18 protein-coding genes, 1 tRNA gene and 1 pseudogene are annotated in these 19,695 nt (G+C 67.4%); 13 read left to right on the forward strand and 7 right to left on the reverse strand.

The annotated features are described in order from the left end of the window. The first annotated feature begins 7 nt into the window (after positions 1-7). Entirely contained in the window at positions 8-580 is a 573-nt protein-coding gene (locus tag ACNQVK_RS11520; protein ID WP_418034120.1) for a DUF4389 domain-containing protein, read from the forward strand. After that, on the forward strand, positions 577-1,200 hold the full coding sequence (locus tag ACNQVK_RS11525; RefSeq protein WP_418029617.1) for a class I SAM-dependent methyltransferase: 624 nt from the start codon (positions 577-579) through the stop codon (positions 1,198-1,200). The genes ACNQVK_RS11520 and ACNQVK_RS11525 overlap by 4 nt, the downstream gene beginning before the upstream one ends. Here ACNQVK_RS11525 and ACNQVK_RS11530 read toward each other — a convergent pair. The 3 genes and pseudogenes from ACNQVK_RS11530 to ACNQVK_RS11540 all read right to left on the reverse strand — a co-directional run bounded on the left by ACNQVK_RS11530 (position 1,187) and on the right by ACNQVK_RS11540 (position 4,818). Next, positions 1,187-3,690, reverse strand: a pseudogene (locus tag ACNQVK_RS11530) (FtsX-like permease family protein). The gene ACNQVK_RS11525 and the pseudogene ACNQVK_RS11530 sit on opposite strands and share 14 nt — an antisense overlap. Continuing rightward, a complete protein-coding gene (locus ACNQVK_RS11535) occupies positions 3,687-4,394 on the reverse strand; it encodes an ABC transporter ATP-binding protein (protein WP_418029618.1) in 708 nt (235 codons plus the stop codon). Before ACNQVK_RS11535 ends, ACNQVK_RS11530 begins: the two are co-directional and overlap by 4 nt. A gap of 94 nt (positions 4,395-4,488) precedes the next feature. Next, positions 4,489-4,818 (reverse strand): nitroreductase family deazaflavin-dependent oxidoreductase, encoded by a 330-nt coding sequence (locus ACNQVK_RS11540; RefSeq protein WP_418034122.1) that lies wholly within the window; start codon positions 4,816-4,818, stop codon positions 4,489-4,491. Between the two features lie 211 nt (positions 4,819-5,029). On the opposite strand from ACNQVK_RS11540, the gene ACNQVK_RS11545 reads away from it, so the two are divergent. The 3 genes from ACNQVK_RS11545 (at position 5,030) to ACNQVK_RS11555 (ending at position 6,743) form a co-directional block, all read left to right on the forward strand. Beyond that, positions 5,030-6,052: a zinc-dependent alcohol dehydrogenase family protein gene (locus ACNQVK_RS11545; RefSeq protein WP_418029619.1), complete on the forward strand. Its 1,023-nt coding sequence runs from the start codon at positions 5,030-5,032 to the stop codon at positions 6,050-6,052. Between the two features lie 69 nt (positions 6,053-6,121). Continuing rightward, positions 6,122-6,195: transfer RNA gene (locus tag ACNQVK_RS11550), tRNA-Leu, on the forward strand. 116 nt (positions 6,196-6,311) lie between these two features. After that, positions 6,312-6,743: a hypothetical protein gene (locus ACNQVK_RS11555; protein WP_418029620.1), complete on the forward strand. Its 432-nt coding sequence runs from the start codon at positions 6,312-6,314 to the stop codon at positions 6,741-6,743. A 155-nt stretch (positions 6,744-6,898) separates the two neighbouring features. Here ACNQVK_RS11555 and ACNQVK_RS11560 read toward each other — a convergent pair whose 3' ends face one another. Then, complete coding sequence (locus ACNQVK_RS11560; RefSeq protein WP_418029621.1) at positions 6,899-7,678, reverse strand: hypothetical protein; 780 nt, start codon at positions 7,676-7,678, stop codon at positions 6,899-6,901. Between the two features lie 352 nt (positions 7,679-8,030). Beyond that, entirely contained in the window at positions 8,031-8,897 is an 867-nt protein-coding gene (locus tag ACNQVK_RS11565) for a CDP-diacylglycerol diphosphatase (RefSeq protein WP_418029622.1), read from the reverse strand. 151 nt (positions 8,898-9,048) lie between these two features. Here ACNQVK_RS11565 and ACNQVK_RS11570 point away from each other — a divergent pair, with 151 nt between their 5' ends. The 3 genes from ACNQVK_RS11570 to ACNQVK_RS11580 all read left to right on the forward strand — a co-directional run bounded on the left by ACNQVK_RS11570 (position 9,049) and on the right by ACNQVK_RS11580 (position 11,736). Next, positions 9,049-9,681 (forward strand): cutinase family protein, encoded by a 633-nt coding sequence (locus ACNQVK_RS11570; protein ID WP_418029623.1) that lies wholly within the window; start codon positions 9,049-9,051, stop codon positions 9,679-9,681. A 69-nt stretch (positions 9,682-9,750) separates the two neighbouring features. Beyond that, on the forward strand, positions 9,751-10,212 hold the full coding sequence (locus ACNQVK_RS11575; RefSeq protein WP_418029624.1) for a lipoprotein LpqH: 462 nt from the start codon (positions 9,751-9,753) through the stop codon (positions 10,210-10,212). Positions 10,213-10,296: 84 nt separating this feature from the next. Further along, a complete protein-coding gene (locus ACNQVK_RS11580; protein ID WP_418029625.1) occupies positions 10,297-11,736 on the forward strand; it encodes a protein kinase domain-containing protein in 1,440 nt (479 codons plus the stop codon). A 4-nt stretch (positions 11,737-11,740) separates the two neighbouring features. Here ACNQVK_RS11580 and ACNQVK_RS11585 read toward each other — a convergent pair whose 3' ends face one another. Next, positions 11,741-12,580 carry a hypothetical protein gene (locus ACNQVK_RS11585; protein WP_418029626.1) on the reverse strand — a complete coding sequence of 280 codons (840 nt, stop codon included), beginning with the start codon at positions 12,578-12,580 and terminating at the stop codon, positions 11,741-11,743. Continuing rightward, the gene (locus tag ACNQVK_RS11590) at positions 12,577-13,710 is read right to left on the reverse strand and encodes a BTAD domain-containing putative transcriptional regulator (protein WP_418029627.1); all 1,134 of its coding nucleotides are present in this window, start codon (positions 13,708-13,710) and stop codon (positions 12,577-12,579) included. The genes ACNQVK_RS11585 and ACNQVK_RS11590 overlap by 4 nt, the downstream gene beginning before the upstream one ends. 110 nt (positions 13,711-13,820) lie before the next feature. Between ACNQVK_RS11590 and ACNQVK_RS11595 the strand changes: the two genes are divergently transcribed. The 5 genes from ACNQVK_RS11595 to ACNQVK_RS11615 all read left to right on the forward strand — a co-directional run bounded on the left by ACNQVK_RS11595 (position 13,821) and on the right by ACNQVK_RS11615 (position 19,690). Continuing rightward, positions 13,821-15,749, forward strand: coding sequence for a methyltransferase domain-containing protein (locus tag ACNQVK_RS11595; RefSeq protein ID WP_418029628.1), 1,929 nt, complete (start codon positions 13,821-13,823; stop codon positions 15,747-15,749). Beyond that, a complete protein-coding gene (locus ACNQVK_RS11600; protein ID WP_418029629.1) occupies positions 15,746-16,534 on the forward strand; it encodes a glutamate racemase in 789 nt (262 codons plus the stop codon). Before ACNQVK_RS11595 ends, ACNQVK_RS11600 begins: the two co-directional genes overlap by 4 nt. Before the next feature lie 35 nt (positions 16,535-16,569). Continuing rightward, positions 16,570-17,013: a DUF6636 domain-containing protein gene (locus tag ACNQVK_RS11605; protein ID WP_418029630.1), complete on the forward strand. Its 444-nt coding sequence runs from the start codon at positions 16,570-16,572 to the stop codon at positions 17,011-17,013. Between the two features lie 12 nt (positions 17,014-17,025). Continuing rightward, positions 17,026-17,706, forward strand: a complete 681-nt coding sequence (locus ACNQVK_RS11610) for an esterase (RefSeq protein ID WP_418029631.1) — start codon at positions 17,026-17,028, stop codon at positions 17,704-17,706. Positions 17,707-17,797: 91 nt separating this feature from the next. After that, positions 17,798-19,690, forward strand: a complete 1,893-nt coding sequence (locus ACNQVK_RS11615; RefSeq protein WP_418029632.1) for a hypothetical protein — start codon at positions 17,798-17,800, stop codon at positions 19,688-19,690. Positions 19,691-19,695: the final 5 nt, after the last annotated feature.

A 19,695-nucleotide genomic window follows, 5' to 3' on the forward strand; every position in this document is an offset into this window, starting at 1 on the left:
CGTCCGCGTGCGCGGCGCGATCGACGCGCCGTCGAACTGGCTGTGGCTCGTCAAATGGTGCGTGCTGGCGGTGCCGCACTATCCGATCCTCATCGGCCTCTACCTGGTGTATCCGCTGGTGGTGTTCGCCGCGGGTATCGCGATCCTGTTCACCGGCCGGTATCCGCGGCCTCTGTTCGATTTCAACGTCGGGGTGCTGCGCTGGTCGTGGCGGGTGATGAACTACCGGTTCCCGATGAACACCACCGACCAGTACCCGCCGTTCACCCTCAAGCCCCAGGCCGACTATCCGGGCGATCTCCAGGTCGACTATCCCGAACAGCTCTCCAGAGGGGCGGTGCTGGTGAAGTGGTGGCTGCTGGCGCTGCCACAGATCATCATGTGCTGGGCGATGGAGGCTCCGCTGCAAGTACTTTGCGTCATCTCCGCGGTGCGGCTGCTGGTCCGGGGGACGGTCTCCCAGGGCATGTTCGACTTCCTGATGGGAATGGTGCGGTGGCGCTACCGGGTCGCCGTGTACGTCTCGCTGATGACCGACGAGTATCCGCCGTTCCGAATGGATCTCGGAGGTTCGGATTGAAACACCGTAACCCGTTGTTCCCGTATGTGTATCGGCTTGGCATGCCGATATTCGACAGGCTGTTCTACCGCCGGTATCGCCGGTCGGCGATGAGCAATGCGACGGGCCGGTTGCTGATGGTCGGGGTCGGGCCGGGAACCGATCTGCTGTTCCTGCCCGACGCGGTGACGTCCGTCGCGGCGGTGGAGCCCGATCCGGCGATGCGGCGGATGGCCAGTGCGCTGGCCCGGCGTCACGATGTCGACGTCGATGTCGTCGAAGGGGCGGGCGAATCGATTCCGTTCGGCGACAGCAGTTTCGACTCGGTCCACGTCGGTCTGGTGTTGTGTTCGGTCGACGACGTGGCCGCCACGCTCGCCGAGATCCGCCGTGTGCTGACGCCCGAAGGCCGGTTGGTGGTTCTCGAGCACGTCCGCGGTGAGGGCTTGATGGGGCGGTTCCAGGATCTGATCGCGCGGCCATGGGCATGGCTGTCGTCGGGCTGCCACCCGAATCGGCGCACCGTCGATGCCATCGCCGCGGCCGGGTTCGACACCAGCGGGTTGCGAAGTACCCGGCGGACACTGGTGCCGCCGCCGTGCACGCCACATCTGCAGGGAGTGGCGACTATTCGACGCTGACGGCCTCGATGATGTTGAGCCGCGCCGCACGTCGGGCCGGCGGCAGCGAGCCCAGCAGGCTGATCGCCAGCGCACCGAGAGTGAAGACCAGCGCCATCGCACTCGGCCGGAACGTGACGTTGAAATTCATGATGTCCCCGCTGACCAGGCTGAACAGCCACTGATCGACCAGTCCGACGATCAGCCCGAGGACACCACCGACGATGCCGATGGCCGCGGCCTCGGCCAGCACCATGGCCAGCGTGTAGCGACGGCTGGAGCCCATCGCGCGCAGGACTCCGATCTCGCGGCGCCGTTCCAGCACCGACAGCGTCAGTGTGTTCAGCAGGGCCACGGCGGCGACGAACACCACGATGATCCACACCGCGTTGGCGATCAGCATGCTCTGGTGCAGGGGCGCTTCGAGACCGGCCAGCGCGGTGCGGCCGTCGTAGGTGTGGTTCGGTGCGGGCACCACGTGGCGGATGTTGGCCAGCAAGCGGTCGGGATCGGTGCCCTTGGCCGCGGTGATTTGGAGGGTGGTCGCGCCGGGCCGGCGAACCAGGCGCGCATCTGGTCGAGGCCCATCCCGACGGTGCCGATCACCGTGGAGAAATAGGGGACCAGGGCCAGCACGGTGGTCTGTTGCGGGCCGTGCGGCGTCTGCAACTCCAGCTGGTCGCCCGCCCGGACATCGAGGGTCTTGCCCAGGTTCTGCGAGAGCACGACGCCGTGGCCGGCGAGCACGTCGGTGCGGACCCGGTCGTCGAGGGCGCGGAAGAGGGCGTCGTGGCTGCCGGGGGCGAATCCGTCGAGCATGACGCGGGTGCCGCCGACGACGGCGAAGCCCAGGGAGCCTTCGGTGACCTTCGCCACCCCGGGAACCTCGGTGACCTTGTCGGTAAGGCCTTGCGGCAGAAGGTCCGTGGGGTACTGGTCGGGTGAATTCGCGCTCACCCAGACGTCGACGTCGGCGACCGGCGCGAAGACGTCACGCGCCGACCGGATCATGTCGTTGTTGGTCCCGGTGATCACCACGGTGGTGACGACGGCGATCAGCACGGTCATCACGGTGGCCCACACACGCCGCGGGGCACGTTCCACCGTCGCCGCCGCCAGGGCGCCGGCCGAACCGAACAGCCGCGCCACCGCGGCGGTGGCCTTGACGATGGGCCCGGCCAGCGCGAAACCCAGCGCGATCTGCGCGGTGAACAGGGCGGCGATCGCGACGAACGCCATGGAACCCGGCAGGTAGAACACCACCAGGATCGACGCAACGAGCACGGCCACCGCGGCGATTCCGGTGGCGATACGCAACCAGCGCGGGACGTTGTCGGCGGCCGATACCCCGACCGGTGCCAGCGCCTCGATCGGTGAGACCTTGTACACCTGGCGGGCCGCCATCGCCGAGGCCGCCACGCTCGTCAATGCCGTGGCGGCGATGGCGACCGGGATGGCGTAGCTGGGCAGCCAGTACTCGATGCGGGCTTCGAGGCCCTGCGTCACGGTCGGTGGTAGCCGGCCGATCGCCATGCGGCCCAGCGCTATTCCCAGCAGCGATCCGATGGTGCCGCCGATCAGCCCGAGGATCGCGGCCTCGGCGAGCATGTCGCGCACGATCGTGGCGCGCCGGCCGCCGATGGCGCGCAACATCGAGATGACCGGGCGGCGTTGGGCGATCGCCATGGTCATCGTCGTGTAGATCAGGAACGCGCCGACCACCAATGCGACCGCCGCGCCCATCAGCGCCATGTAGTTCATCAGCTTGACGCCGTCACCGGCCCGGGCGGCGCGTAGGCTCGGTGCGGCGACGATGGCCCGGCCGTTCACGGCGGCGGTGACCTGATCACTCACCGTTGCCAGGTCGGCACCCGGTGTGGTGGTGATCAGGATCGAGTCGAGCTGTCCTTGCCTTCCGGTGACATTCTGCGCCAACGGAAGTGGGGCCAGAACGTAGTGACCGCCGTTGAGGTCGGCGAGTTGTTTGCCCTCGAGGACTTCCGAGACGGTCACCGACCCCGAGCCGAGCTGGAACGTCTCACCCTTCGCGTGGCCGACGGCGGGCCCGACGCGGACACCCTCGGCTGCCCCGGACGGTGCCTGGAGCTGGACTCCCACCGCATCTTTCAGGGCGCCCTCCAACGCGCGGCTGCGGTCGTCGGCGCCGAACAGCAGCACCGGTTCGGTCGCGGTGGGCGCGGACATCCGGATCATCGGTGCGGCGGTCGCGACGCCGCGGACCTTCGCGACGTCGGCGAGAACGGAGTCGGGGAACCCGGCGTCGGTGACGCCGGAGACCTCGAGCGCGGCGATACCGGCGACACCGTCCGCGAGCCGGTTGACCGAGCCGGTGATCGACCCGAAGATGCCCAGGATCGCGACGAGATACATTGCCGACACGGCCATTACGGCGATCGAGGCGAGGGTGCGCCGCCGGTGCACGGTGAGTTCGCGCAGGCTGAACACCCGGAGCCGACTAGCGGCGGCCCCGATCGCGAGGTGGGGTTTCACCCCGGCACCACCGACATCTCGTCGGAGCCGAGCCGACCGTCCTGCAGGGTGATCACCCGATCGGTGGCCGCCGCGGCGTCGGCGTTGTGGGTCACCATCACCACCAGCCGGCCCAGGCCCTCCTCGTGGGCGACCTCGCCCAGCAGGGTCAAGATCGCCGCGCCCGTCGTCGAATCGAGGTTGCCGGTGGGTTCGTCGGCGAGGATCAGCGGCGGGTCCATCATCATGGCCCGGGCCACCGCGACGCGTTGCATCTGGCCGCCGGACAGTTCGGACGGCCGGTGCTCGGTCCGGTTGCCCAGGCCGACGCGGTCCAGCAACTCCACGGCCTGCGGTTTGACCTTGCCCAGCCGGACCCCGTCGAGCAGCTTCGGCACGGCCACGTTCTCCCACGCCGACAGGGTCGGCAGCAGGTTGAAGAACTGGAAGACGAAGCCCACCCGGTGGTGCCGGAACGCCGACTGCTGCTCGTCGCCCAGGCGCCCGATCTCCTCGCCGTCGAAGGTGATCGAGCCCGAGTCGGGGGAGTCCAGTGCGCCCAGCAGGTGCAGCAGCGTGCTCTTACCCGCGCCCGACGGCCCGATGATCGACACGAACTGTCCGCCGTTGAGTCGGAGGCTGATCTCGTCGAGAGCGCGCACGATCTGACCGCCGACCTTGTACTCGCGCACCACGTCGCGCAGTTCGATGGCCAGTTCGGGCATCGCAGCCTCCCGGGAGTCGGGATATGCGCAGCCTACGCCGGGTACCTGTTGCTCAAGGTGTTTGCGAGACCTCGGGTGGAACTCGCAAACAACCTCAGGTTCGCGGCGCCAAGGAGGCGACCAACCGGGCCTTCTGGTCGGTGGCCGGGATGATGCGGGGATTGCTCAGTTGGTAGTGCCTGCCGCGATGGACCAGTTGGGCAGATCCGGCGGCCCGGACATTGCGAACCCAGTCGGAGTGCTCGCCGTAGTTCAGCACCACCGAGACGGACTTGCTGTCGACGAACGCCATGACCGGGGTCCGGTACGGCTTGCCCGACTTGCGGCCGGTGTGCTCGATGACCGCCATGTACGGCAGCCATGGCGCCCAGAGCCGCTGCAGCGGATTGGTGACGTACTTGTTGAAGCGTGCGATCACCCTCATCGCCCGTGGTCCGAGTGCTGCCGCGATCCGTTCGGCAACTACGGCAATCGAATTGGCGATACTGCTTGGCATATGCGGCCCCCGTCGCTGTCCCACCCCTGGGACACATTCAACCAAATCGGCGCGACCCTCTCAGCGCGGGTCGTGGTTCTGATACCCGGGTCGGCATCCCCGGGGAATACGCCTATCGCCGACCTGGTTGCAGCACCGCATGGCTGAGATCATGCGCCGGTGGGAGATGGACGGAATCGGCCGAGACGCGCTCCGGCTGCGTGAGGTGGCGGTCCCGCAACCAGGCCCCGGCGAGGTCCTGATCAAGGTGGCCGCGGTCTCGTTGAACCATCGCGACAAGATGGTGATCGAAACCGGGCGCGGCCTGCCACTGGAGTTCCCCTTCACTCCGGGGTCAGATCTCGCCGGGACCGTCGTCGCGGTTGGAGATTCGGTGACCCGATTCGCCGTGGACGATCAGGTGATCTCGGTGTTCACTCCGGACTGGATCGACGGCGCCCGGGCGGGTGACGCGCGGACGCCCTCGTACTGGACGCTCGGCGGTTTCTACCCCGGGGTGCTCGCCGAATACGTAGCGCTTCCGCAGGATTGGGTGGTCCGGGCTCCCCGGACCCTGTCGCCGGCGGAGGCCAGCACACTGCCGGTGGCCGGGCTCACGGCGTGGTTCGCCCTGGTCGAACGCGGGCACGTGCGGGCCGGTGACGTCGTGCTGGTCGAAGGCACCGGTGGCGTCGCGCTGTTCGGCGTGCAGATCGCGAAGATGCACGGCGCCGAGGTCATCGTGTCGGGCAGCGCGGACAAACTGGACCGCGTCGCACAGCTGGGCGCCGACCACGTCGTGGATCGGCGCAGCGCGGACTGGGCCGAAACCATCCTGGCCATCACGGGTGACCGCGGAGTGGACCAGGTGCTGGAGCTCGTCGGGGGCGCGCATCTGGGCAAGGCGGCCCAAGTCGCCGCGGTCGGTGGCCACATCCATCTCATCGGCGCGCTCGACGGGTTCGAAGTCTCGACACCGGTCATGCCAATCCTGATGAAAGACATCACAATTCACGGTATCGGTACGGGGCACCGGCGCGCACTCGGCGAGCTGGTCAGCGCGATCGACAGCACGGGAACCAAACCCGTCATCGGCGCGCGCCATCCGTTCGACGATCTGCCTGCGGCGCTGGACCACCTCGATCGTGGCCCGTTCGGCAAGCTCGTCGTCGAGCTCGGTTGATCGACAACTCGTGTGTACTCAGGGCGGTCTGATGACGACGGACCGGCCTGAAATATGCTCTCGTGCGACGCCCCCATAGCCCAATTGGCAGAGGCAGCGGACTTAAAATCCGCCAAGTGTCGGTTCGAGTCCGACTGGGGGCACCGAGTAATCAGTGGTAGAGGCGTTTTCGGGCCTAACGGATGCGCGCGGCGGGCCTCTTGCCCCGGCGTGTGGGCGAACGGTGCCGCCGCTAGCTAATTCGCAGAGGGGCCTGAACGTGACCAGTTTGACGGCGATACCGCTGTGCACTCGGTCAGAATTGCCTGCGAACGGAGAGGGGCAACTAATGGCTTCGACGAACAGTGCGATCGGCGTGGGTCTGGCCGCGTTCGGGCTAATCGTGTTCGCGCCCGCCGCCAACGCAGAGACTATTGACGAACTGTTGGTCCACTCGCCAGGAGCGCGGGAACGACCGATTGTCTCGGGCTTACAGGACCAGGGGTACGGCTACTTGGATTATGGGGTCGTGAGTCAGGCGTGGGACCGAACCTGCCGGTGGTTCGGCGGTGCGCACGGCGCAAGCTCCATTGCGGTGAACGAAGCCAAGGACGACCTGCGCGGCATGCGATTCACACCGAGCGAGGCCGACGCGATCATCGGTATCGCATTGAAGGTGCACGGGTCGACCGGCATCGAGAGTTGCCCATGACTTGTGCAGAGTTCGAGGACGGCGGGGAGCGTGGCAATCACGGCTGCTTCACGATCGGCGATCAATTTGTCAGCTACCAGGTGCTTCCACTGACTATTCAGCAGTAGGGCGATACCGATGAGCGCGCACCCCCGGACGCGGTGCGCGTCGGCCGTCTAGCCCGTCTGTACTGAAGTAACACTCACGAACACATACCGGCCAGTCCCGTTGTGCGTGAACGTGGTGCCGTTGCTGGTGGCGTCGATCGTCCACCCGAATACTTGGTAGGTGCGGTACCCCATTGTTGTCGCCGGAGGACCGCCCAGGTCGCCGACGACATAGGTCACCACTCCACTCGCGTTGAAGATCATCCCGTTTGCAGGTTGTCCGTTGACCAGTGGTGCACCGATGAACGGTGACTGGCAGGCGACTTCGAATGTTGAGATACGGCAACGGGTTTTCCCGGACTTTGTGATCACGTACACGCGCCCGTCCGAGGCCTGCGAAAGCGCAGCAGGACCAGCGGAAGGGGTAGGGACGGCAGCGGGCACGGTGCTCGGCGCAGTTGCAACTGGGGGCGAGGGCGGGTCCTGTAGCGCGAATAGGAATGCTCCCGGCGCTGCATCCCAGATGAGGTTGTCTCCGTCGGCGGTGACATCGATCGGCACATCATGTGTGGCGCCGTTGGAGGTGCGGATTGTTGCGATGCCCTTGTATTCGTTCCCAGCCTTGTTGACGAGAGTCACGTCAGCCACTGTCAGTTTCAGCCGCGACAGCTCGGCGTCGCCGTCGAATTTCCGTTGCATGGACGTTTTCACGCCGGCGGCTGCTATTTCCGTCTTTGACATGACGGGTTGTGGTGCCGAAACGGCTTTCGGCGATTCCGGTGAAGCTGTGCACCCCGCCATGAATGAGACGGCCGTGGCTGCCAGCGCCGCGACCAGAAACGTCTTCATAGAGGCGGAAGTATAGGGTTTGCTCACGGCAGTCGCAGCAAGTTCACAGCCATCTGGCCTGTGCCACTTTTCGGGTGGCGCCAAACAAGCATGGACCTTCGTTCTGAAACGCCGAGCTCCCTCCCTGATCTTGGCAAGTCCGTTGCCCTTTCAGCAAGGTCGGCCCGCAGTGCGTGCCCGCACTCTGCCCACAGTTACAGACACGCTCAGTGATCTACAGTGACGTGTTTTGGCAGGTAACCCCGGTGTGGCCAGTCGATCTCGGCCGCTATGTCGGTTCGAGTCCGGACTGGGGGCACGACAACACCAACGGCCACCCGAGCACGGATGGCCGTTGGGATCGCAGGCAGGCTTAGCCCTTGTCGAGCAGCCGCTCGATGTTGTTGACGCCGGCCGGGCTGATACCGGACTTCTCATCGCTGGCGAGCACGATGAACCCGGGGCCCTGGTGGTTCTTGGTGATCAGCAGCGTCTCGTCGCCCATCCCGAAGCTGGGGTCCTGCTTCTTGATCGGCGCGACGATCTGGGTGTTCAGCGCGGCGAAGAAGTTCTGGTCGATGTTGTCGGTGTTCCAGGCACGGTAGCCGCGGGCGCTTTTCTCGATCGGGCCCGCCTGGGTGTGGCCACGCACCCCGATCACCGAGGTCTTCCAGGCCTTCTCATCCTTGGTCACCTTGTGGTTCTTGACGGCCTGGTCGATGTCGGCGCGGGCGGTCGGGTCGAGCAGGGTCACGTGGATGTGCAGCTGATCCTGACCGCGGTTGTCGGCGGAGTTGATGCCAAGCGCCCAGTCCGGGGCCTGACCCTGGTTACCCGGCGGCAGAATGCTGACCTGCTCGAAGGCGTCCTTGAAGTAGCGGGGAGCGGTGGCGTCCAACAGGTTGTCGCATTCGATGCCGGTCTCGCGGGCCGTCGGGATCACCAGCAGGTCGGTCAGCTGGGCGGGGTGGTGCCCTTGCCGGACCGCGTAGCCGCGGGACTTGTCGCCGCCGGGGAACACCACGTCGATGGCGCCGTCCTTGTGCTTGGGCGTGGCGAACTTGACGTCCTTCCAGAGGTCGACGTTGTCGTGCACATTTCCGCACGGACCGAACTCGGCGGCCTGCGCGCCGGCGGTCGGCGCGACGGCGAGTCCCATGGCCGGCACGGCCGCTGCCGCGGCGATGAGTGCGAAGCGGCGAACGAACCCGATGCGCTTGGTGGTGGTGTTGGTGGTCATGTGGTGTCCCCCTCGGTGGGTGTTGGTGTGTTGAAAACACCATCCCGTCTGGGAGTCGCCGAGTCTGTCCGCTGGTCAGGCCATGAATCGCCCGAATCGCGTGTCCACCGATCGGGGGAACGGCCCCGCGCGGGTCCTACGATCGATCGGTATGACCAGCAAGCCTGCTTTGATCTTGGCCTTGGCGGCATTCGCCGCAGCTGTCCCGATGGCCACGGCCGCGCCGGCCGCGGCGGCGCCGTGCCCCGACGTTCAGGTGGTGTTCGCCCGCGGCACCAACGAGCCGCCGGGCCTGGGCAGTGTCGGCGGTCCGTTCGTCGACGACCTGCGGGCCCGGGTGGCACCGCGCACCGTCGACGGAACCGCGGTGGACTACCCGGCCAACAACGACTTCCACAACAGCACCCCGGCCGGCACCGACGCGGCGCGGTCCCTGATCGAATCCATCGCGGCTAGTTGCCCGAACACGAAGATGGTGCTCGGCGGCTACTCGCAGGGCGCGGCTGTCATCGAACAGGCCACCACCGCAGCGTCTCCCCAGACCGCCGATCACGTGGCGGCCACCGCACTGTTCGGCACGCCGCGCACCAGCTTCTCGGGCCTCCTGGCTTCCGGGATGCCGCTGCCCACACTGGCGCCGCCGTACGCTGCCAACTCGATCGATCAGTGCAACGAAGCTGACCCGATCTGTTGGGAAGGCGGCTGGGACATGGGTGCCCACGTGTCGTATGTGCAGTCCGGAAAGGTCGCGCAGGCAGCCGATTTCGCCGCCGGCCGGGTTTAGGGTCCGTACGACGGCGTTCTGTTCTGTGATCGGCGTGCTCGGACACAACAGCCGGTTCATACTGCACACATGCGTCCCGTCGTCGTCATCGCGGCGCCGACGGCTGCGATCACACTGTTGGCGGGTTGTGCGTCGGGGGTCGGCCTGTCTGAAGTGAAGATCGTGCTCGACGGTGAGCCGCACACCCTGGCCGCGCACGTCACCTGCACCAGGTTTCCCGACGGCAACCTGCTGATCTACGCCTCGCCGTCGGCAACGGACCACCGCCGAAGCGTCCGGGTGATGCTGGCGACGACACACCGGTTGGTCGTCACGGCAGCGGGTTTCCGGATCCCCGAAGCCAACGGCTTCACCAAGGACTCGCGTGAGATGACGGCCATCAAGGTCGACGACGATTACACGATCACCGGCCGCATGCCGACCGACGAACGGGGTACCGGCTGGCGTCAGGTGAAGATCGAGATCGCCTGCCCCGGCTATCAGCGGCCAAACGGGCCGCCCGACACAGTGCCCGCGATCGGGAGCCCCTGACCGGCCAGAAGGTTGGCAATCATCTGCGTGGTGTGGTCTCGGAGGCGATACTGCCTCTGTACGCGATAGATCAGGGGGACGGTAGTGAATTCGCGCGTCGGTACGACGTTCGGGAAGTACTCCATCACGCGCCTGCTCGGTAAAGGTGGGATGGGGGAGGTCTACGAGGCTTTCGACTCGGACAAGAACCGGGTCGTGGCCCTGAAGATCCTCGCCGACCAATACTCCAGCGACGCCACATTTCGCACCCGATTCCAGCGGGAATCCCATGCGGCCGCCGTGTTGCAGGAACCCCACGTCATCCCCATCCACGACTGGGGCGAGATCGACGGCAACCTGTACATCGACATGCGGCTGGTACAGGGGACGACGCTGGCAGACCTGATCGCCGACGGTCCGCTCGTGCCGGCGCGGGCGGTCGCCATCGTCACCCAGATCGCGGCGGCCCTGGACGCCGCGCACACGGCCGGGTTGATCCATCGCGACATCAAGCCGCAGAACATCATCGTCACCCCGGCCGATTTCGCCTACCTCGTCGACTTCGGCATCGCCGAGAGTCAAGGCGACAGCCGGTTGACCACGGCGGGATCTCGCATCGGCACCCTGAACTACATGGCGCCCGAACGGTTCACCGGTCAGGCGGTGACACCGGCGGTCGACTCGTACTCGCTGGCGTGCGTGCTGTACGAATCGCTGACCGGCCAGCCGCCGTTCATCAGTGACAACCTGGAAAGTGTGCTCGCCGCGCATGTCTCGGCGCCGCCGCCGAGGCCCAGCATCACCAATCCCACCGTGCCGACGACGTTCGACGACGTGGTGGCACGGGGGATGGCCAAGGATCCCGACGACCGATACGGGACCGCAGGCGGACTGGGGCGTGCGGCGCAACGTGCGCTGCAGGCCGGCTCGGCGCCGTCGACCCTGCCGCACCAGGCGCCGACCCTCGCGGCGGCTCTTGCCGGTCCTGCCAGCGGCCCGATCCCGGCTCAACCCGCCGCCGAGCCCACGCATTACGAGTCGCGCGGCCGCGGTTGGGTGTTGCCGACCGTGATCGCGGTCGCCGCCGCCTTGATCCTCGGCGGGATCGGGGTCGTGATCGGCATGCTCGCCAGTAACGCCGGACAACCCGGGGACTCACCGCCTGCCGCATCGGAGCGGGATCCGGCGCGCGGAGGCGGCCCGGTCCCGCCCCTGATCACCGGTCCTGATCAGAGCAGCCTGCACCAGTCCTGCGACGACGGCTTCGCGGTGACCACCGGCACCGGATTCGGCAGCCGTGCCGGGCGCGGAACACCCGAAACGTCATGCCTTTTCACCAACAGCGTGTTGACGTCGTATTGGGCCGAGTACGGCAACGCGAGCCCGCTGCCGCGCGCCGTGTCGGCACCGGGTGCCGTGGACTGCGGCAAGGTACCCGGCGCCTTGTGCGACGGATCCAATTTCCTGATGCACTGTCAGCAGTCCCCGGGCGACAGCTGGATCACCTGCACAGGCGGCAAGAACGCCCGCGTCTACCTCTGGTAGGCACCTAGCAGTGCCCCGCAGGCAGGGCTCCCAATCGTTCGTTCAACCAGTTGGCCATCGTGGTGAGCGCGGCGGTGCCGTCCTCGAACTTCCCCGAGAAGGGCAGTGCGGCCAGGGCGACAGCCACCATTCCGGCCGGGGTGGTCAGTACCCCGATCTGACGGACCAGATATCCGCCTGTCGGTGACGGTCCCCAGCCGCCCTTGAACCGGCTGCCGACGACGGTGCCGATGCCCCAACGCTGGTCGGGTTCGACTCGGCCCATGAGGTCGAACACCGGTTGATTCTCTTTGTCGCACACCGCGGCCGAGGTGAACCTCGTCTGATCGGTCAGCGGCCAGTCGGTCTGGCCCGATGCACTGAACTCCGGCCGCACGCGCTGCGATTGGACGACGGTCGGATCACCGGTCTGCCGTAGGACCGCCTCGACCTTGCTCGCGGCCTCGGCCGGTGTCCCCAGGCCGTCCCAGATCGATTCGGCCGCGGCGTTGTCGGATTCGGTGATGGCGGCGGTCATCGCTCCGGTGATCTGCGGCGGCACCTCCTCGCGCAGCGCGGCGATGATCAACGGCACCTTGATCGTCGACCAGGCGGGGCCGCTTTGCCACTGACCCAACGACATTGGATCCTGTCCGGGGCCGACGGCGCTGAGTGCGATCCCGGCGACGGCGTGCAACCCCGGTTCCAGCCGGTCGAACTCCGCGGCCAGCGACGTGGAGGGGGCCGAGTTCCGGGTGTTCGGATGTCCGCCCAGTTGAGTCCCGATGATCATCCCCGCGGTCAGCGCGATCGCAGCGAAAGCTGCGATCAGGGCCCACAACCGGGCGTCGCGACCGGATGTCACGGTGCAGCGCTTTGAAGTTCGAAGGTGAAATCGTGACCGCAGATGCGGATGCGGTCCCCGTCGCCCACGGTGGCGCTGGGGTGGATACGTTCCTGCCGCACCTGTACACCGTTGGCCGACTGTAGGTCGGTGATCACGAAACTGCTTCCGGTGTCGATGATCACCGCGTGATGGCGGCTGATCTCGGCATCGTCGAGCACGATGTCGTTGTCGGGCAGCCGCCCGATCCGGGTGACGTTCGGCTGCAACGGGTATCGCCGCCCGGCGGCGTCGCGCAGTGCGGCAACGGTCGTACCCCTGCGGACGGCCGTGCCGCCGGCGCTCACGGTGCGGGCGGCGGTGGCCATGGCGGCCTGCCTGGTGTCCAGCCGCTCCTGACGCAGGATCCGCGCGTGCAGTGCGCTGAGTGTGGGCCCCGGGTCGATGCCGAGTTCCTCGGCCAGCACCGTTTTGACCCGCCGGTAGGCCGCCAGCGCATCGGACTGCCGCTCCGCGACGTAGTAGGCGGTGATCAGCTGAGCCCACACGGGCTCTCGGTACGGATGCCGGGCGACCAGTTCTTCGAGGTCGGCGATGACGGTCGCGGCCCGGCCGCAGGCGATCTCGGCCTCGGCCCGGCTGGTGTGCACCAGCACGTGGTCCTCGGCCAGCGCCGCGGCGAAGGTGTCGGCGAATCTGAATCCGCGGAGATCGTCGAGGACATCTCCACGCCATTGCGCCAGCGCCGCCGACAGGTGCGTGCCGGCCTGCTCGAAACGTCCGGCCGCGGCGGCGTTCAGGCCGGCGGCCTTCTCGGTGATGAACCGGTCCAGATCGCAACTGCCGGCGGCCACGTTGAGCCGATAGCCGGGAGCCGCCTTGACCAGTGCCGAATGCGCTTCCTGCTCGGAACCACCGAGCAGTCGACGCAGGTTGGACACGTGGGTGTGGATGGTGGCGCGGGCCGCGGGCACCGGCTCGCCGTCCCAGACAGCGTCGATCAGCGATTCGGTGCTGATCGCCCGATTACGGTTGATCAGCAGGAATGCCAACACCGCACGCTGTTTGGGCGTACCCAGAGCGACAGGCGCGTCGTTCACGGTGACGTGCAGCGGACCCAGCAGGCCGAACCCGAGACGAGTACTGCTCATCACAAGCCTTCCCGGTGTTCGGCGCGGTCCGCATCCCATTGTGACGCCAGGCGGCGCGACCGCAAGGATCCGTTGAGAATCCTGCAAGGTGTCGGCGTCATCGTTCCGGCATGACCACGATTTCGCACCTCCCCGCCCGGCACGACGATGCTGCCGGACTGGATTCGCTGCTCGACGTGTTGGCCGGCGTCGCGGTCAGGGGAGAGGTCCCCGGACCCGAACTGTTGGCACGGGTGGCCCGCGCGAAGCCGGCACTGGCCAGCAAGGCGACCGACCCGAATGACGGTGAGCCCTACTCCCGGACGATCCTGCGGGTCGACGACGACGTCGAGATCATGCTGGCCCGGTGGCGGCCGGGACAGCGCTGCGCACCGCACGATCACGGCGGCGCAGGCGGTTTCGTCATCGTCCTGCAGGGCCGGTTCGAAGAGCGGCGGTTCGGCTGGGACGGTCCACGATTGACCGTCACCAGCAGCGCCGAACACCTGACCGGCGCGGTCACGAGCATCACCAGCGACGTCATCCACGATATGGCCGGCCTGGACGGTGGTTTGACCCTGCACTTCTACAGTCCGCCGGCGACCAGCATGAGGGTGTTCGATCTGGACCGGTCCGAAATGTTGGAGTTGGTCGGCAACTACGGCGCCTGGATTCCGGCCGGGCAGCACCCACGCATCCCGTTCGCCCAGGTCGCGCCCGATAGAACTGCGGCGCCGGTGATCTGGGTGGCCCACACCACGCATTACCGCGGCGGATCAGAGGAGTTCGCGGTGGCGGCCGCGACAATGGCGCGTGAGCTGAGCGCAGCCCACCCCGATGCCGAGGTCATGGTGTCGGGCCTGCATCACAAGGCGGACTTCGTCGCCGAGCTCACCCGCTTGGCCGAGGCGGGTCGCGTGATCGACGAGCTGCATCTCATCAGCCATTCCGGAATGTACGGCCCGATGTTCGGGTCGACCGCCTGGCCCGAGCAGTTCTCTCCGCACGAATGGCGCTCGATGGCAATACCTTTCGCCGTCACCGGCCAGGCGTACTTCCACGCCTGCCGCACCGCGCGCTGGTTCGCGCCGTTCTTCGCGAACGTTTTCGGAGTACCCGCCTTCGGTAACCGCGACTACACCACGGTATCGGCGCGTAGGGACCGATTCTCCTGGGCGGGCCGCCGCCCGGCGTCCCGCGCCGACCTGTACCTGATCGATGCACCGGGCCGGAAGTCGCACGGTCTGTTCGGCACCGCCCGCAAGTACCTGGGTGCCGCCGCGCGGCAGCCGGTCCGCAGCCTGCCCGATCCCGCCGCACCCGTCGGTTCCTATGATCCGGTGGCCGGGCTGTACGACCGTGCCTACGCCGACATCAGGGTGCGCGGCGCGGAGTGGCGGTGGGTGTCCGAACGGGCCGCGCGTGTCCGGGGCGAACTCGGGCGTGGCCTGCGGGTGCTCGAAATAGGTTGCGGTAGTGGGGCATTGTTGCGCGCGCTGGACGACGATGGCGTGCTCGAATCCGGTATCGGCGTGGACATCTCGTCGGGCATGCTGGCCCGGGCGCGCAAACGTGACCGGCATCGCCCGCGGCTGCGGTACTCCGCCGTCGACGGTCCCGAGCTGGACCTCCCCGACGATCACGTCGATGTGGTGATCTGCTTTCTGTCGTTCCGATACCTGGATTGGGATCCGGTGATGGCCGAGATCCGCCGGGTGCTGGCGCCCGGCGGCAGGCTGTGGGTGGTCGACATGGTGGAGCACCCGATACGGGTCCGCGAGTTCCCGGTGCTTGCCCGTTCGGCCTTCGATCACGCGCGCACCCGTTGGACCAGACCCGGGTTCGCCTCCGATCTGACCGCTTTGACCACCCATCCGGCGTGGCGGGAGATGCTGCGGCACAACCCGATCCGTGCCGAGCATGAGTACCGCTGGTATTTCGCCAGCCGGTTCCCCGGCACCGGGCTGCAGCTGCTGACCGCGACGCTGTCACAGCGCGTGGTGGCGTTCGACTCCGGTCCGCTGGCCAAGGGGACCACGGCCCCGCTCACCTTCCCATGACATCGGATCCGTGCCTCGGGATCGTCGACTGGGGTGTCGGCGGTCTCGGGCTGGTCCGCGAATTGGACCGCTGTGTGCCCGGACTGCCGGTGCTGTACTGGTCGGATGCCGGTGTCACGCCCTATGGCCGGATGCGCAGTGCCGACCTGGCTGCCCGGCTCTCCGCGGTGATCGCCGAGCTCGCTCGCAGGGGTGCCACGGAGGTGGTGCTGGCCTGCAACGCGGCGAGCACGGTTGCCCCGCGGCTGACTCGGGCCCCGGTTGCGGTGGAGGGCATCATCGGCCACGGCCTGGCGTCGGTGTCAGACCAGATCCGCGGGACCGTCGGCGTCGTCGGCGGGCGGCGCACCATTGCCAGTGGCTGCTACCGGCGCGGTCTGGCCCGGCCCGGTCGCGAGGTGCTGTCGCGGGTGGCGCAACCGTTGTCGGCGCACATCGAGGCGGGCAGCACCGGCTCACCAGGGTTCGTCGCCGATCTGCGCCGGATCGTGGCCCCGCTGAGGGGAGCGCAGGCCCTGGTGCTGGCGTGCACCCATTACCCGGCCGTGAGCGACTGGTTTGCCGACGCGCTGCCGGGCACCACGCTGATCGACCCGGCCCAGCGGTTGACGACCGCGATCGCGGCACGCCACCGTGCCGCCCGCACCGGCCCCGTCGCCGAGAGGGCCTACCTGACCAGCGGGGATACCGACGCCATGCGTCGTGGTGCGGCGATCGCCTGGGGCGTGGACCTCCACGCGGAACCGGCCGCCGCCGCGGGCCAACTCGGCACAAGAATCCATTGAGGATTCCGCAAGAAGGCCGCAGCATGCTCAACGCCATGAGCACAATCCGGCGTCACCTCATCCCGATCGTAACCGCGGCGGCGGCCATCGTTGCCCTTCCCGCAACCGCGCATGCCTGCCCGGCGTCCACCAAGTTCGTCACCCCGTCGGGCAATATCTGGTGCCTGGTGTCGAGCAACTCCGACAGCAAGAACGGCGTTGTCTGCGAGATCCGCGAGCACACCTACACCGCGCCACCCAAGCCGGCGGACTGCCACCTGGACTGGGGCGACCGCATCAGCCTGAAGCCGGGCGGCGACCCAGTGGTGCACTGCCACGGTGACACCATTTTCGAGACCGGGATGCCGACGCTGCCGTACGGTCAGACGCGGTGGGCCGGCCCGATCAAGTGCGAGGCGCAACTCGAAGGTGTGACTTGCACCGACACCGTCACCGGGCATTTCTTCCGGATATCGCGCGAAACTCTCGAACTCAGCTAGCGAGGACTCCCGATGAAGATCGCCACCGTCGCGGCGCCGGTACTCGGCGCTGCGGCGATGCTGCTGGCCGCGTCAATCACCGCCCACGCTGAATCAGCGTGCACGGACCTGGGCGGCGCAGTCGACGACGGGGTCTGCGTGAGCCATACCGTCACACCCCGCTACACACTCGACATCGACTTTCCGGTCGACTATCCCGACCAGCATGCGGTGACCGAATTCGTCGACGGCACGCGCAGCGAGTGGAACCATGCAGCCGACACCTACCCGGCGCGTGAATTCCCATACCTGCTGGCCATTTCGGGCACCGGGTACCACTCCGGACCGGCCCAGACCGGAACCCGCAGCCTGGTGTTCGCGCTGAACTCGGACTTCGGCGCGCATCCGGTCACCAGCTTTCACGCGCTGAACTACGACCTGGCCAAGGGGGCCCCGATCACCCTGGCCTCACTGTTCATACCGGGCACCGACCCGGCGCGAGTGCTCGCGCCGATCGTCAAGCGCGACTTGGACAAACGCGGACTCGAGACCGACGGTGCCGTCGATGACCTGCAGGCGCAGGACTTCGAGCAGTTCGCGATCTCCGACGACGCGCTGACGTTCTTCTTCGCTCAAGGTCTCGTCGGGCCTCAAGTAGCCGGACCGCAGCGGGTCACGGTGCCTCGCAGCGAGCTCGCACCGGCGCTGGCCTGATCGTTCCGTCATCTCGTCGAATCTCGTCCGGAGGGCCGCCGGTCCCCGCTAGCGTGACACAGGTCGAGTTCGATGTAACGGGGGGCGAATAATGACGCGGGTCGCAGCATGGGTTGGTGCCGGAGTGTTCACGGCCGGAGTATCGGCGGCCGTACTGGCCGGGGCGGGAACCGCCAATGCCGAGGAGGGGGGCGCGTCCAAGCAGGACGCAAAGCCGTCGGCCACGCAGAACGACTCAGCGCCGCGGTCTCAGCACCGGAAGGCGCGCCCGGCGAAGCAACAGCCGAAATCGGAAGCCTCCGGCGCCGCGGCGACCGACACGAAGGTCAAGAAGACAGGTCCGGCGAAGGCGCGCACCGCGATACGCGATTCGGTCCGCGAAGTCCGAAAAGCCGTCCGCGACGTGGGCGATGCCACCCGCGACGTCGTCGACGACGCGACCCGCAGCGTCACCGAGAAGACGACACGCACGGCTGAGGTCCGGGTCCGGCCGCCCATCAGCATCCGGTCGGCCTTCGCGGGGCCGCTTGACGGGGCGGGTTCTCCGGCGTGGAGACCGAAGCTGGCGACTGAACTGCGCGACAACCTGATCGGAACACTGCGCGACGCCGCGGAGCCGACGACACAGGACCAAGCCGACGCTCGCCTCGAAAGACTCGCCTCGACAACCGCGGCGCAGCAGCACGACCCGGTCGAAGCGATCCACGACGTCATCCGCAGCCTCGGCGCGCTGACACTCAATCCCGAGCCGCAGAACTACCCCAAGCCGCTGTCGGTCATCACCGGCGTCGTGTTCGACACCGTCGCCGCCTTGGAACGGGCTGTCGGCGGAGACCCGGTGGTCCCGCCGGAACTGCGTGGCTCCGTCGAGGTCAGCACCTCCACCCTGGTGATCTCCCAAGGCCACGAGGTCGAATCCAACTGGTATTTCCCCACATCCGAGAACGGCGAGCCGCCGACCCGGATGATCTACCTGCAGCACGGTTTCCTGGCGAACGGACCGCTCTACAGCTACACCGCCTCGTATCTGGCCCACACGACCAACAGCATCGTCGTCACCACCACGTTCACGTCCAACCCGTTCGAGGAAGACGGCATGTGGCTCGGCGGTGACAACCTGCACGAGGCGGTCGCGCAGCTGTTCCTCGATCCCGACCGCACGGCGCTCAACGCCAGCATGGACACCGCCGAGCTGAAGGCCGGCCGCACCGAGAACCTCGACGTGCCGACGCAGTTCGTCCTCGTCGGACACTCGCTGGGTGGCGGGTTCGCCCCCGGGGTCGCCGGGTACTACGCCGAGGGGCTGAGCCGCCGGCGTGACGAAGGCCTGGACGCCCCCAATGAGCTTGCCGGCGTGGTGATCTACGACGCGGTGCCGATGGGATCGATCATCCCCGATGCCATGGACCGGCTGGATGAGCTGGAGACGAACGGGACCGCCGACCCGAGCGACGACGATCCGAACGACTACATCCCGATCTACGAGATCGGCGCCCCGCTGAACTTCCTCAACGTGTTCAGCGACGTCAACGACCAGCTGACGGAAGCGCGGCCAGGACAGTTCACCGGCGTCGTCCTCAAAGACGGCGTGCACATGGACCCGATGCAGGGCGGCAACCCGCTGATCCAGGCCACCGCCTACCTCATCGCCGGATTCCCGCAACCGCAGAATCCGCTGGCGGTCCGGGAGCTGTCCGCCGGGTGGATCAACGACATGTTCGACGAGAACATCGATCCCGCCACCGGGGCATGCAAGACCGGGGCGGATTGCGCGGGGCAGTATGGCGACGGCGACGATTCGTTCACCATCACCACGGCCAGGGGCGACGCCGTGGCGGTGCTGATCGGCACGCAGAGGGCCACCGATCTCACGTCACTGCATGCCATCAGCCTGACCGACTTCGTCTCCGCGATCCCGGCCGGCGTGTTCAACGGAGTGCGGACCACGTGCGAGCTGTTCACCGGGGGCACCTGCTCGGTGTAGCTGAC

It is taken from the genome of Mycobacterium sp. 134 (assembly GCF_048282715.1).
GTDB classification, from domain to species: Bacteria; Actinomycetota; Actinomycetes; order Mycobacteriales; family Mycobacteriaceae; genus Mycobacterium; species Mycobacterium septicum.